Below are 13,991 nucleotides of genomic sequence, written 5' to 3'. Positions count from 1 at the left end.
GCCGTTCGTTCACATCGCCGTGAACAGGAAACCGACGCCTTTCCTGTGGAACGTCGTTACTGCCTTGATTGCGCCGAACCCACATCCGACTATGTTGCCGTAAAGATTTGAGATTGGAATGAATATGGCCAACGATATTAAGCGCATTGCTGGGATTATAGCGGCGGAGATCAATGCAAAGCCCGAACAGGCAATCGCCGCCATTGGCTTGCTGGACGAAGGCGCGACCGTGCCTTTCGTCGCCCGTTACCGCAAGGAAGTCACCGGCGGCCTTGATGATACGCAGCTGCGCCAGCTTTCAGAGCGCCTCGCTTACTTGCGCGAACTTGAGGCGCGGCGCTCGTCCATTCTGGAATCGATCCGCGGACAGGAAAAGCTCACACCAGAACTCGAACTGAAAATCGCAGGCGTTCAGACCAAGGCCGAGCTTGAAGACCTGTATCTTCCCTATAAGCCCAAGCGCCGCACCAAAGCGGAAATCGCCCGCGAACGCGGTCTTGGACCGCTTGCCGAAGCCATTCTGACCGACCGCAGGCTGGTCCCCACCGAGATTGCTGCGCAATATGTCACCGGTGAAGTTGCCGATGTGAAGGCAGCACTGGATGGTGCGCGCGACATCATCGCCGAAGGCTTTGCGGAAAATGCCGAACTGATCGGCAATCTGCGCAACTATCTCAAGGAACGTGCTGTTCTCCGCTCCCGCGTTGTCGATGGCAAACAGGATGCAGGCGCAAAATTCTCGGATTATTTCGACCATTTCGAGCGCTGGGCAAATGTTGCAGGCCACCGGGCTCTCGCCATGCTGCGCGGACGCAACGAGGATTTCCTGTCGCTCGACATTGAAATCGACGCCGACGACACCTCGCCGGTAAAGCCTGTCGAACGCAAAATCGCAGCCGCTTACAATATCGGCGCAACCCTTCCCGGCGACCGCTGGCTGATGGAAGTTGCAGGCTGGGCATGGCGCGTCAAACTCTCGCTCTCCCTGTCGCTCGACCTGATGCGCGACTTGCGTGAACGCGCCGAGGAAGAAGCAATCAACGTCTTCGCCCGCAACCTCAAAGACCTGCTGTTGGCCGCGCCTGCCGGTTCGCGTGCCACCATGGGCCTTGATCCGGGCATCCGCACCGGCGTTAAGGTCGCAATCGTCGATGACACTGGCAAACTGCTCGACACAACGACGGTCTATCCGTTTCCGCCGAAGAACGATGTGCGTGGTACCCAGGCCGAGCTCGCAAGCCTGATCCGCAAACATAAGATCGAGCTGATAGCGATTGGCAACGGCACAGGCAGCCGCGAAACCGAACGTCTTGTTGTGGATATGCTCAACGAGCTTCCAGCGCCAAAGCCGCTCAAAGTCATCGTGTCGGAAGCAGGTGCGTCGGTCTATTCGGCATCCGAAGCCGCAGCCGCCGAATTTCCGCAGCTCGACGTATCGCTGCGCGGTGCCGTTTCCATCGCCCGCCGCTTGCAGGACCCATTGGCAGAGCTCGTCAAGATCGAGCCTAAATCCATCGGCGTTGGCCAGTATCAGCATGATGTCGATCAGTCCCGTCTGGCGCGTTCGCTCGATGCAGTGGTCGAAGATGCAGTGAATGCTGTCGGGGTTGATCTCAACACGGCATCCGCCTCACTGCTGGCGCGTGTATCGGGTCTGGGAAAATCTCTCGCCGAAGCAATCGTCGCGCATCGTGATGCAGCCGGAGCCTTCAAGAACCGCAAGGAACTGCTGAAAGTCGCCCGTCTCGGCAACCGCGCTTTTGAACAATGCGCAGGCTTTCTGCGTATTGCGAACGGCACCGAGCCGCTTGACGCGTCCTCCGTTCACCCGGAAGCCTATGGCGTTGCCAAGAAGATCGTTTCCGCTTGCGGTCGCGATGTGCGCAGCCTCATGGGGGATAGCGCAGCACTCAAGGCGCTCGATCCGCGCGTCTTTGTCGATGAGCGTTTTGGACTGCCAACCGTGCGCGACATCATCGCCGAGCTTGATAAGCCAGGCCGCGATCCGCGCCCTGAATTTAAGACCGCAACCTTTGCCGATGGCATCGATGACATCAAAGACCTGAAGCCCGGCATGGTGCTCGAAGGCACGGTAACAAATGTTGCGGCTTTTGGTGCCTTTGTCGATATCGGTGTGCATCAGGACGGACTTGTCCATGTTTCGCAGCTCGCCGACCGCTTCGTCAAAGACCCGCATGAAGTGGTCAAGGCGGGCGATGTGGTGAAGGTGCGCGTGACGGAAGTGGATGTGCCGCGCAAGCGCATTGGCCTCACAATGCGCAAGGACGGTGGCGAAGCTCCTGCCCCGCGTGATCCTGCAAGCCGCGACCAGCGGCCTGCCAAAAACTTCACTCCACAGCGCAAACAGGAGCAGCCATCAACCGGTGGTTTCGGTGCAGCACTTTTGGAAGCGATGAAGAAAAAATAAGCTAAATCTTGTTGCCGATTGGAAAGCCGGTTGAGACTTTTCTCACCGGCATTTCATCGGTTGGAATGATCCAACCACCGCGAATAGCGATGCGAACCTCATCGCCTTCTTCCAGTCGCACTGGATCGCGCACTTCAAAATGCAGATGAATATCTGGCTTGGTGAGCGGATGTGCCTCGATGCGCGAACCGCCACCGCGATAGACCGAACGCTTGACCCGCACAGGGATGCCGCCGGTTTCGGTCAATGCCAGATCTTCTGCGCGAACGCAGAGCTGCGCATTGGCACGCGGCATTTCAATGCCAGAACAGCGCACCTGCGCACGGCTTCCAAGCACCAGCGCCTCGCACTGTCCCGCTTGCGCAAAGGACACGACCTCAGCAGGCAGAACCATGCCATGCGCGATGAAGGACGCGACCATTTCGCTAGCCGGTTCTTCGTAAAGCTTGCGCGGCGTATCGAACTGCTGAAGCTTGCCATGATCAAGCACAGCAATCCGGTCAGCAAGCGCCATGGCCTCGGCCTGATCATGCGTGATGTAGATAATCGTCGTACCGGTACGCTTATGGAAAGCCGCAAACTCGTCTTCCATCGAAGCACGCAAATGCACGTCGAGATTGGCGAGTGGCTCGTCAAACAATACCAGCGAAGGCGCAGCCACCAGACAGCGGGCCAATGCCACGCGCTGCCGCTGACCACCCGAAAGATTGGCCGGGCGGCGATCACCGAAACCGTCGAGATCGACCAGCGCGAGCGCTTGCTTCACACGAGCCTCGCGCTCGGCTTTGGCAACTTTGGCTACCCGCAGACTATAGCCGACATTTTCTGCGACCGTCATATGCGGCCAGAGCGCATAGTTCTGGAAGACGATACCGACCTGCCGCTTCTCAGGTGGTACGTTACCATCAACATGGGAAACGCGGCTGTCACCAATGTGGATTTCGCCGCCATCGACGTCTTCAAAACCTGCAATCATCCGCAGAAGCGTGGTCTTGCCACAGCCGGATGGTCCGAGAATAGCAACAAACTCGCCATCCTTCACATCAAGCGACACTTCAGACAGGGCCTGAAACTCGTTGAAGGCCTTGGAAACAGAAGCGATTTTCAGTCGCGCCATGGCAGCACTCCGTTTGGAAGACGCCGCGCAAACAGATTTGTTGCAAGCATCAGCATGAATGTCACCGCAACGGCCAGAATGGATATGGCAGCCGCATAGGCGGAATCGCCCGCCTGTTCGAAAGAAAACATCACCACGCCCAGCGTTTCCGATCCCGACGCCCAAAGAAGCGCTGAAACCGTCAGCTCACAGAAGGCGGTCATGAAAATGAGCACGCCGCCTGCAAGCGTCGCCGGGGCGACCAGAGGGAATATAATGGTCCTGAGGCGATAGAAAAGCCCCGCCCCCGCAACACGCGCTGCTTCTTCCAAAGCACGGTCGATCTGGTGCAGCCCGGCAACCGTTGGCCGCAGTGCCAGCACGAAGAAGCGCGCAAGATAGGCAAAGAGGATGATCCAGAGCGTGTTGTAGAGGCTGACACCAACCACTGGCAGCGGCTTCAAGAACATCAGCAGGCAAGCAATAGCCAGCACCACGCCCGGTAACGCATAGGGCATCTCGGCTGCGAAATTGAGGATCGGCGTCCAGCGCCGTTTGCGCCAAGCGAGCATATAGGCAAGCGGAACTGCTATCAGCACCGCAAAGAATGCTGCCGCCAACGACAGAACCGCACTGTTGCGGAAAGCGCGCGCAGCACCAGCATGTTCAAGCAGCACGAAACGGAAATTCTCGGCTGTTGCCGTCGCAAATGTCAGCGGCACACCATAGGCCGGAACCAGAGCGGACAACGTAAGACCGATCAACGGCAGAAACAGCACGATAACAATCAGGAGCCATGCCGCGGCTTCCACCAACACGCGCCAGCGGCCAAGCGCGAAGGGTGCAGCAGGCAGCGACGTCGAAACAATGCGGAAATCGCGGCGGCGCGAGGCATATTCCTGCGCGGCGATCCCTGCCATTGCAATCAGCCCGATCAGAACCGACAGCACGGCGACGCTGGACAGCACAGCTGGACCGCCGCCCGCAAGACGCTGATAAATCAGCGTTGGCAAAACGAGGTAATTCGATGGAATCCCCAGAAACGCCGGGATGCCAAAATTGCCGACACACGACACGAAAGCCAAGGCAGCAGCACCGATGATCGATGGCGTCATCAGCGGCAGAATGATGGTGCGCAGAACGGTCCATTTGCTGGCACCGGCACTCAAGCCCGCTTCCACCAGTTCGCGTGGGAGTTTGCGCAGTCCTGCCCGCACGATCAGAAAGACCAGCGGTCCATATTGCACGCCAAGCAGAAAAATAATGCCCCAGACAGAATAGAGCGGATTGCGGCTGCCAAGCGGCGGCGCCATGCCGATGATCTTGAGGAACTGGCTGGAAGGCCCGAATAGCTGGAGCCACGCCAGCGCTGTTACCTGCGGGGCAATCAGCAGGGGGGTGACGTAGAAAAGCACAAAGACATTGCGCCCGCGCATGTTGGTGAGACCGACGAGCAACGCCGCAACAATGCCGAACACAAGCGCCAGCAGCGCGCCGCCAATGCCAATCTGCAGGGAATGCCATGTGGCAACCCATGTCGACTGGCTGCCAAGCGTTTCCACCAGCGCCGAGGTCGAAAACTGCCCCTGCGGCGCGACCAGTTCGACCAGCAGCCTGCCCATTGGCAGAAGCGACAGCACTGCAACAATAAGCGTTACACCAATAATCAGGGCCGCATCACGGCCCTGAAGATCTCGAAACATGTGCATTAAAATGCCTTATCCGCCGAACAGCTCGGAGAACTGCTTCTTGTCGGCATCAGTCTGATCGAGAACCTTCTGGGTGTCGATAGACATGATATTGATCTTGGTGCCTTCCGGCAGCCATGCCGGGCGACCAACGCCTTCCTTGGCAGGCAGATAGCCCTGCTCCAATGCCAGCTTCTGGCCATCATCCGACAGGATGAAATCGACGAACTTCTTGGCACCGTCGACGTTCTTGGCGGTTGCCATGATCGCAACCGGTTCGGTCACGGCAGGCACACCTTCCGACGGGAAGACGAACTCGATCGGCGAACCCTTGGCCTTGGCATTGAGCGCCATGAAGTCAACGAGGATGCCATATGGCTTTTCGCCGCTCGCAACCGACTTCAGCACGGCGCCATTGCCTTTAACGCTTGCCAGCTCATTGGTCTTGAGGTTCTTGAAGTAATCCCAGCCAATATCCTTATTGAGTGCAAAGCCGCTCAGGAGATAGGCGGCAGCGCCCGAATAAAGCGGGCTTGGCATGACCACCTGGCCTTTGTAATCGGCCTTGGCGAGATCGGCCCAATGTTCCGGCTTCTGTGCGGCACCCGTGTTGTAGGCGATGCCGGTGGTGATCAGTTTGGAGCCGAAATAGGTCTTGTCGGCGTCATAGCTATCCGCAGCAAAACCATCAACCTTGGCTTCCGGATAGGCGAGCAGGCGCTTGTCCTTCTTGAGACCTTCCATCGTCACCGCATCAGCGATCAGCAGAACGTCAGGCTGCGGCGCGCCAGCCGAAAACTCGGCGGCAAGCTTGGTGAGGAGTTCGCTCGTACCAGAGCGGAAAATCTGCACATCGGTGTCCGGATTGGCCTTGCGGAAAGCTTCAACCGTCTTTGTCGCATCCGCTTCCGGCTGTGACGTATAGAGCGTCAGCGTATCAGCCTGTGCCACGGCAATGGAAAGAGCAAGAAGCGCAGGTACGACGGCAGCCCGCTTCAGCATCTTGTTCATGGGATTCGCTCCTCGAATTTCTGTATAATGTTCGCCAGCATGACCAGCGATGCCGGTACAATCCTGACGCGTGCGAAGTGATAGCGCGCAGATACTGCCATGGCGATAGGCACGATCATTTCCATTCATGGTGCACCTGTCAAACATCCTGCAACGTGAACCCGGAAAAGCAAAAGCCTCCCGGCGGAATCATAACCATCGGAAGGCTTGTAAGACATTGAATGTTTTGCCGAACAGCCATCCGTATCTCCAAGTATGGAGAAGATGCGGATGGCATTAGAGGAATTGCAATGCGGTTTTATGACAACCGCAAACGCATTCCCGGTAAAAAGATCAACAGATCAGATAACAATCTCGGCGACATGCGCAACCTGCGCACCCGCCTCATAATAGGCTTCACGCAGACCGCGGAAATTCTGTTCCTTCGGATCGCTGACCGGCAGCGGCAGATCGTCTTCGTTGATCTCGCCTGAAACAAGCTGCGAAAGCAGTTTTCCGAAGACCGTGCCCGGCGCGATGCCACGGCCGTTGTAACCGGAGAATCCAACCACATTGCGCGCGAGGCGATGGAATTTCGGCAGGCTGTCATTGGTCATGCCGATCTTGCCATACCATTCGGCTTCGAACTCGACCTCGCCAATCTGCGGAAAAAGACGCTTCAACGATTTCTTCGCCCATGCCTTATGCACGGCAGCGCCGGTATTGCGCAGCGCACCAACGCTTCCGAAGACAAGGCGGCCCTGTTGGTCGAAACGGAAGGATGAAAGGACTTCCTTTGTATCCCACACACCCTGACGTTCCGGCAGAATGCTCTTTTTCAGATTATCCGACAGTGGCCTTGTAGCCATGTTGAAATATGGCAGATGAACCAGCTCAGCACGCACTTCCGGCCATGGCGCATTGGTGTAGGCATTCGTCGCCACAACCACCCAGTTGGCCGTCACGGAACCCTTGGCAGTCTTGACCACCCATTTGCCGTTCTTTTCCTTGGCACCGATCACCGGGCTTCCGGTAAATACTGTCGCGCCAGCGGTAATGGCGGCATGGGCAAGCCCGCGCACATAAGCGAGCGGCTGGATCGTACCGGCACGCAGATCAAGCAGCGATCCGGCATAGGCCTTGGTTCCAACCTTCGCTTCAGTTTCTTTCGCATCAAGCAGCTTCACATTGGCGCCGCGGCGCGCCCACTGCTCATGGCGGTCTTCAAGTTCCTTCAGGCCCTTCTTGCCAACAGCGCAATGAAGCGTGCCCTGCTTCTCTACTTCACAGGCGATCTTGTGCTTTTCGACGATTTCGAAAACGAGCTTCGGCGCATTGCCGAGGACATCAAGCAGGCGATCTCCATATTTCTGACCGAGCACGCCGGGCAAATCATCCGGCATGACCCACATGCCCGCATTGACCAGACCCACATTGCGGCCCGAACCGCCATAACCGATCTCGATACCTTCGAGAACGATGGCTCGCGTGCCTTTTTCGGCCAGATGCAGAGCGGTCGAAAGACCGGTGAAACCGCCACCCACAATCACGACATCCGCAGTCAGATCACCTTGCAGCGCATTCGTCTCGGGGGCGGCAGGGGCGGTCTTTTCCCAAAGACCATGGGAGCGCGGATCGTTCAGCATTGAGAGCAACCATTTTAAATAGTGGAATACGGGCACCCTGCCCGACTGTTCCTATTTCACGCCGCGAAAGCCGGTTGGACAGCGTTATTTGCGCAACAATTCATTCCGGTTTGGAATGAACCAACGGCGAATAATCCGTATTTCCTACCTGCCCGGCGATCCACTGACAGAACACCTGCGTCAGCGGATTTTCCAACTTTCCTTCCGGCACGACGAGATAATATTCATTCTCGGTTCGCATCGGCTTCTCGAAAAGCATGACCAGCTCACCGCTGAGCAATTCCTGTTCAATCAGATAAAGCGGCAGAAGCGCGAAACCCAGACCGGCCAACGCCGCGCCAATGACCATCGAGAACTGATCGAAGCGATGTCCCCGATAAGCCGATCGCCCCTCGACACCGCAGCTTTCAAACCATTGCGCCCACATTTTGGGCCGCGTCGCAAGATGCAGCAAGGGCTCATTCTCAAGCTCTTCCGGGGCGGACGGATGACGCGCTTTCAACAGGGCCGGGCTGGCAACCGGCACGATGACCTCGCTGCACAGGAAAGTGCAGGTGGCATGTGCCCAGACCGGCTGTCCATAATGGATGGCCAGATCGAACGGCTGCTCCTCGAAATCGAAGACACCGGAGCGCGACGCGACATTGATGGCAATGCCGGGATGCTTTTCGATGAAATCTGAAATACGCGGCATCAGCCAGCGCGTGCCGAATGTCGGCAATGTAGCCACACTGAAAGAAGACGTTGATTGCGCCGAAGCCATGGCGCGCAACATCGTGTCCTCCGTCTGGTTCAGAAGACGCCGCACTTCCGGCAAAAATTTCCTGCCCGCATCGGAAAGCAGAATGCGCTGGCGGATGCGTTCGAACAACAGAACACCGAGCTGGCTTTCAAGATCCTTGATCTGACGGCTGACAGCGCTCTGGGTGAGATTGAGCTCATGCGCAGCCTGCGTAAAACTGCCATGACGGGCGGCACACTCGAATGCCTGCAGCGTGGCGATGTCCGGGATCAGTCTTCTGCTCAGCTTCATTCCATTCTCGCATTAACATAGTTGCTTTCGTCGCAAGCATAACCGCAAAACGGTCTATATGATACATTTTCATCATAATCCATGCATGTTCCTCCCAAACAAGACATGCACCACCCGAAGATGCCCCACTCGACGGAAATTTTCGCCATGAAAGACCAGAAATTCGTTTCACCGGACGCCATTCGCTCGGCTTTTTCGGCAGCAATGTCCGCCATGTACAAGCAGGAAGTACCTGCTTATGGCACATTGATGGAACTCGTTGCCGATGTGAACGCCAAGGTGCTTGCTGATGACAGTCACCTGCATGAACGTCTGACGGAAACAGATTCGCTTGAACGCATCTCTGAAGAACGTCACGGCGCTATCCGCCTCGGCACAGCTGCTGAACTTTCCATGATGCGCCGCGTTTTTGCGGTCATGGGCATGTTCCCGGTCGGCTATTACGACCTCAGCGCCGCAGGCGTTCCGGTTCATTCGACCGCCTTCCGCCCGGTTGACGATGCGGCACTGAAGCACAATCCGTTCCGCGTCTTCACCTCGCTTCTGCGCCTCGACCTGATCGCCGATGAAAAGCTGCGCGCTGAATCGGAAGAAGTCCTGTTGAAGCGCAACATCTTCACTGCCGGAGCCATCGCTTTTGTCGAAAAGGCTGAAGCCGAAGGCGGCCTCAACGACGACGACGCGAAAGCCTTTGTTGCTGAAGTACTGGAAACCTTCCGCTGGCACGATCATGCCAATGTCAGCGTCGAACTTTACCATCGCCTGCATGACGCGCATCGCTTGATCGCCGATGTCGTGTCGTTCAAGGGCCCACATATCAACCATCTGACGCCGCGCACGCTCGACATCGACGCCGTGCAGGTTCAGATGCCGGATCGCGGTATTAACCCGAAAGCCGTCGTCGAAGGTCCTCCGACCCGCAAGTGCCCAATCCTTCTGCGCCAGACCTCGTTCAAGGCGCTGGAAGAAGAAGTGTCCTTCGTCAATGCAGACGGCACCTGGACGCCGGGCTCGCACACTGCCCGTTTCGGTGAAATCGAACAGCGCGGCGTGGCGCTCACGCCAAAGGGTCGCGCGCTTTACGACAAGCTGCTCAACGACACCCGTGCCGTTGTCCGCCCTGCCCCAGACGGCTCGAATGCAGCTGAATATGTGAAGGCGCTGAGCGGCACCTTTGCCGCTTTCCCGGACACATGGGCTGGCGTGCGTGAAGAAGGCCTCGGCTACTTCGCCTATTCGGTCAAGGACGCTGCAAAGCTTGAAGCTTACAAGCCGGGCACCGATATTGAGGTTCTGATTGAAGCTGGCGCGGTTCAGTCCGACCCGATCATCTATGAAGACTTCCTGCCGGTGAGTGCTGCCGGTATATTCCAGTCCAATCTGGGCGACGACGAAACACAGGAATTTGTTGAAAGCCCGAACCAGAAGCGTTTCGAGGATGATCTGGGTGCGAAAGTGCTTAATGAGTTCGAGCACTATGCCCGCATCGAACGCAAATCCATCGAAGCCGTTCAGGCAGGCCTGAAAGGCCTTGAAGCGGCAGAATAAACGCATAGCCCCGAAAAGTTACAGACTTTCTGGACAGGACTATGCGCAAACAACTCATACAGAGAGGAAAGCCATGAACACCGCTGTTAGAAAAATCGACGTGAAGAAGGAAGCCGCCGATCTGCTTTCCAAACTCGGCGTCGATGCATCCGCTTATACCGGCGGCGACCTTGCCGGTTTCAGCCCTGTATCGGGCGAACAGATTGCTGCGGTCAAGACCCACAGCAAAGAAGATGCCGTCAAGATCATCGACCAGGCCGATGAAGCCTTCCGTGCCTGGCGCAACGTTCCGGCACCGAAGCGCGGCGAACTGATCCGCCTTCTCGGTGAAGAACTGCGCGCTTCCAAGGAAGACCTCGGCCGTCTTGTTTCGCTCGAAGCTGGCAAGATTCCTTCGGAAGGTCTCGGCGAAGTACAGGAAATGATCGACATCTGCGATTTCGCCGTCGGTCTGTCGCGCCAGCTCTACGGTCTCACCATTGCAACCGAACGCGCTGGCCATCGCATGATGGAAACCTGGCATCCGCTCGGTGTTGTCGGCGTTATCTCTGCCTTCAACTTCCCAGTTGCTGTCTGGTCGTGGAATGCTGCTCTTGCAATCGTTTGCGGCAACTCGGTTGTCTGGAAGCCGTCTGAAAAGACCCTTCTGACCGCTCTTGCCTGTGATGCAATCTTCAAGCGCGCGCTGAAGCGTTTCGGCGATGCACCGGAAGGCCTCTCGCTGCTTCTGCTCGGCGACCGTGAAATCGGTGAAGTCCTCGTCGACAGCCCGAAGGTTCCGGTCGTTTCAGCAACCGGTTCGACCCGCATGGGCCGCGAAGTTGGTCCGCGTCTGGCCAAGCGTTTTGCCCGCGCAATTCTCGAACTCGGTGGCAACAATGCCGGTATCGTCTGCCCGTCGGCAGATCTCGACATGGCTCTGCGTGCGATTGCTTTCGGCGCAATGGGCACTGCCGGTCAGCGTTGCACCACGCTGCGTCGTCTCTTCGTACATGAAAGCGTTTACGACGCTCTCGTTCCGCGTCTCCAGAAGGCTTATGCCAGCGTCACCGTTGGTTCGCCGCTCGAAACAAGCGCTCTGGTCGGTCCGCTGATCGACAAGGTTGCTTTCGACAACATGCAGAAGGCCCTCAAGGAAGCTGCTGCTCACGGCGGCAAGGTACAGGGCGGCGAACGCGTCGATGCTGGCCATGAAAACGCTTACTATGTGCGTCCGGCCATCGTCGAAATGCCGAAGCAGCAAGGCCCGGTTCTCGAAGAAACCTTCGCACCGATCCTTTACGTCATGAAGTATTCCGACTTCGACGACGTACTGGCAAGCCACAACGAAGTTGGCGCAGGTCTGTCCTCGTCGATCTTCACGCTCAACCTGCAGGAAGCAGAACGTTTCCTCTCGGCTGAAGGTTCGGATTGCGGCATTGCGAACGTCAATATCGGTACTTCGGGTGCTGAAATTGGCGGTGCATTCGGCGGCGAAAAGGAAACCGGTGGCGGTCGTGAATCGGGTTCGGATGCGTGGAAGGGCTACATGCGCCGCGCAACCAACACCATCAACTACTCGAAGGCTCTGCCGCTCGCACAGGGCGTTTCCTTCGACATCGACTAATCGATCTGATTTCAGATCAAAAGAAAACCCCGCTTCGGCGGGGTTTTTTATTGACGCAACATCAGCGATTAGCGGAGATTGTGGTTATGGCATGCCGAAAATCGTGGCTTTTGAGAACCGGCGCGCAGCGTACTTGAGTACGTGAGCACCGGAAGCGCAAAAAGACGCGATTTGCAGGCTGCCAGAGCCGCAATATCACCCCATGCGTTCGGAGGCGAAAGAACCGGGGCTAGCCGGGAATACGACCGTGCGATTGCCGTTGAGGAACGAGCGGTGATGAATATGCGCGTGAACAGCGCGTGCCAGAACCTGCGCTTCGACATCACGTCCGATAGACACATAATCCGCCGCACTCTGTGCGTGCGTGATACGGGCGACATCCTGTTCGATGATCGGACCTTCATCAAGATCAGCGGTGACATAATGCGCCGTGGCTCCGATCAGTTTCACACCGCGCTCATAGGCCTGCTTGTAAGGGTTCGCGCCCTTGAAGGATGGCAGGAAGGAGTGGTGGATGTTGATGATCTTGCCCGACATCTTCTGGCAAAGCTGATCGGACAGAACCTGCATATAGCGCGCAAGAACCACCAGCTCGGTGCCTGTATCATCGACAATATCCAGAAGGCGCTGTTCAGCTTCCGGCTTGTTGGCCTTGGTCACGGCGATATGGTGGAACGGGATGTCGTGATTGACGACAACCTTCTGATAATCGAAGTGGTTCGACACGACACCAACAATATCGATTGGCAGAGCGCCGATCTTCCAGCGATAGAGCAGATCGTTCAGGCAATGGCCGAAACGGGAAACCATCAGCAAGGTTTTTGTTCGTTGGGCGTTGTCGTGGAATTCAAATTCCATCTCGAACGGAGCTGCCACGGGCGCAAAGCCTTCACGCAGCACATCAAGCGCTACGCCTTCTTCGGAGATGAAGCTGACGCGCATGAAAAAACGACCGGTATCCAGATCATCGAACTGGGCGCTATCGATGATGTTGCAACCCTTGCCCGCAAGATAACCCGAGATTGCGGCAACGATACCACGAGTGGACTTGCAGGTGACGGTCAGGACAAAATTATGCATCGGACTTCCTCAATTTTCGAAGGCGCAAGCCAAAGCGCGCGCCTTGAAACTAGTTCACGATGCGGCCTCCGCCATGCCAGAATGCGTAATGCACTGACCGGATTGCGCTATCAAGCGACTTTGGAAGAAAGATCGCTCTAATTTGATCAAAGATGCGGATTGCGGTCACGATACCGGGCGACAAGTTCCCGGTTCACCTCACCGGAGCCTGGCATGTTGGCGCTCAGATAAATTGGTGCGTCGCCTTTGCCCACCAGCTTCGCCGCCACATCGGCAAAAATGGCATTGAGGATCGTGACACCAAGCGCCGTCGAAACCGGACCGACCTTCAAAGAACTGCCTTCCATTTCCAGCACCGCATCGCCCGCTGGCGCATCATTGTCCAGCACGACATCGGCCAGAGAAAGCAGCTGCGTGCGGCCCTTGGCGATTGCGTTGGAATAAGTGACGGAAGTGACCGCGATAACGGCAGCCCCCTTCTCCCGTGCATAGCGCGCAGCCTCAATGGGAGCGGCATTCACACCAGAGTTCGACACGACGATCAGCACGTCACCTTCACGGATTCCGTAGCGTTCGAGGATCGGCAGCACAGCCCCCTTGATCCGCTCGAAATGCGAGCTGGCAGCCGCTCCGTCCTGCAGCATGATTGCCCCGCAAAGGATCGGCACAGTGATTGCCAATCCGCCCGCGCGATAGTGCAGTTCTTCCGCCATCATGTGCGAATGGCCAGTACCGAACACATAGACGCGGTTGTCTGCCAGTGCGGCAGCAGTAATCAGCTCGGCAGCTTTGGCCATCGGCTCGGCAAGGCGACCACGCAGGCCGGTGAGCCGCGCAATGAGATCATCGAAATAACGATCCGTAATTTCCGTCATC

General features: G+C 57.1%; 10 protein-coding genes. 3 read left to right on the top strand and 7 right to left on the bottom strand.

Going from position 1 to position 13,991, the window contains the following annotated elements; genetic code table 11:
- Positions 1–124: 124 nt before the first annotated feature.
- Entirely contained in the window at positions 125–2,428 is a 2,304-nt protein-coding gene (locus tag OANT_RS07565) for a Tex family protein (protein ID WP_040130079.1), read from the top strand.
- Position 2,429: 1 nt separating this feature from the next.
- On the opposite strand, the gene OANT_RS07560 is transcribed toward OANT_RS07565, so the two are convergent.
- The 5 genes from OANT_RS07560 to OANT_RS07540 form a co-directional block, all read right to left on the bottom strand.
- The gene (locus OANT_RS07560) at positions 2,430–3,545 is read right to left on the bottom strand and encodes an ABC transporter ATP-binding protein (protein WP_012091523.1); all 1,116 of its coding nucleotides are present in this window, start codon (positions 3,543–3,545) and stop codon (positions 2,430–2,432) included.
- A complete protein-coding gene (locus tag OANT_RS07555; RefSeq protein ID WP_012091522.1) occupies positions 3,533–5,233 on the bottom strand; it encodes an ABC transporter permease in 1,701 nt (566 codons plus the stop codon). Before OANT_RS07555 ends, OANT_RS07560 begins: the two co-directional genes overlap by 13 nt.
- Positions 5,234–5,242: 9 nt before the next feature.
- Positions 5,243–6,223, bottom strand: a complete 981-nt coding sequence (locus tag OANT_RS07550) for an ABC transporter substrate-binding protein (protein WP_012091521.1) — start codon at positions 6,221–6,223, stop codon at positions 5,243–5,245.
- Positions 6,224–6,564: 341 nt separating this feature from the next.
- Positions 6,565–7,848 (bottom strand): NAD(P)/FAD-dependent oxidoreductase, encoded by a 1,284-nt coding sequence (locus OANT_RS07545; protein WP_012091520.1) that lies wholly within the window; start codon positions 7,846–7,848, stop codon positions 6,565–6,567.
- A 100-nt stretch (positions 7,849–7,948) separates the two neighbouring features.
- Positions 7,949–8,881, bottom strand: a complete 933-nt coding sequence (locus tag OANT_RS07540; RefSeq protein WP_010659530.1) for a LysR family transcriptional regulator — start codon at positions 8,879–8,881, stop codon at positions 7,949–7,951.
- Positions 8,882–9,028: 147 nt separating this feature from the next.
- Here OANT_RS07540 and hglS point away from each other — a divergent pair, with 147 nt between their 5' ends.
- A complete protein-coding gene (gene hglS / locus OANT_RS07535; protein WP_040129138.1) occupies positions 9,029–10,429 on the top strand; it encodes a 2-oxoadipate dioxygenase/decarboxylase HglS in 1,401 nt (466 codons plus the stop codon).
- 73 nt (positions 10,430–10,502) lie between these two features.
- A complete protein-coding gene (gene amaB / locus OANT_RS07530; RefSeq protein WP_012091518.1) occupies positions 10,503–12,035 on the top strand; it encodes an L-piperidine-6-carboxylate dehydrogenase in 1,533 nt (510 codons plus the stop codon).
- A gap of 195 nt (positions 12,036–12,230) precedes the next feature.
- Here amaB and purU read toward each other — a convergent pair whose 3' ends face one another.
- Together purU and OANT_RS07520 are read right to left on the bottom strand one after the other, a co-directional pair.
- Entirely contained in the window at positions 12,231–13,115 is an 885-nt protein-coding gene (gene purU, locus OANT_RS07525) for a formyltetrahydrofolate deformylase (protein WP_010659527.1), read from the bottom strand.
- A gap of 146 nt (positions 13,116–13,261) precedes the next feature.
- A complete protein-coding gene (locus tag OANT_RS07520) occupies positions 13,262–13,990 on the bottom strand; it encodes an SIS domain-containing protein (RefSeq protein ID WP_012091517.1) in 729 nt (242 codons plus the stop codon).
- Between the last annotated feature and the right edge of the window lies 1 nt (position 13,991).

The sequence above is a fragment of the Brucella anthropi ATCC 49188 genome (assembly GCF_000017405.1).
Classification (GTDB): Bacteria; Pseudomonadota; Alphaproteobacteria; order Rhizobiales; family Rhizobiaceae; genus Brucella; species Brucella anthropi.
This window is presented reverse-complemented; position numbering and strand designations above follow the sequence as displayed.

Excerpts from the sequence above, each read along its gene's own strand:
- OANT_RS07550 (WP_012091521.1), bottom strand. The coding sequence starts at position 6,223 with ATGAACAAGATGCTGAAGCGGGCTGCCGTCGTACCTGCGCTTCTTGCT.
- OANT_RS07560 (WP_012091523.1), bottom strand. The coding sequence starts at position 3,545 with ATGGCGCGACTGAAAATCGCTTCTGTTTCCAAGGCCTTCAACGAGTTT.
- hglS (WP_040129138.1), top strand. The coding sequence starts at position 9,029 with ATGAAAGACCAGAAATTCGTTTCACCGGACGCCATTCGCTCGGCTTTT.
- OANT_RS07545 (WP_012091520.1), bottom strand. The coding sequence starts at position 7,848 with ATGCTGAACGATCCGCGCTCCCATGGTCTTTGGGAAAAGACCGCCCCT.
- OANT_RS07555 (WP_012091522.1), bottom strand. The coding sequence starts at position 5,233 with ATGCACATGTTTCGAGATCTTCAGGGCCGTGATGCGGCCCTGATTATT.
- OANT_RS07565 (WP_040130079.1), top strand. The coding sequence starts at position 125 with ATGGCCAACGATATTAAGCGCATTGCTGGGATTATAGCGGCGGAGATC.
- amaB (WP_012091518.1), top strand. The coding sequence starts at position 10,503 with ATGAACACCGCTGTTAGAAAAATCGACGTGAAGAAGGAAGCCGCCGAT.
- OANT_RS07540 (WP_010659530.1), bottom strand. The coding sequence starts at position 8,881 with ATGAAGCTGAGCAGAAGACTGATCCCGGACATCGCCACGCTGCAGGCA.
- purU (WP_010659527.1), bottom strand. The coding sequence starts at position 13,115 with ATGCATAATTTTGTCCTGACCGTCACCTGCAAGTCCACTCGTGGTATC.
- OANT_RS07520 (WP_012091517.1), bottom strand. The coding sequence starts at position 13,990 with ATGACGGAAATTACGGATCGTTATTTCGATGATCTCATTGCGCGGCTC.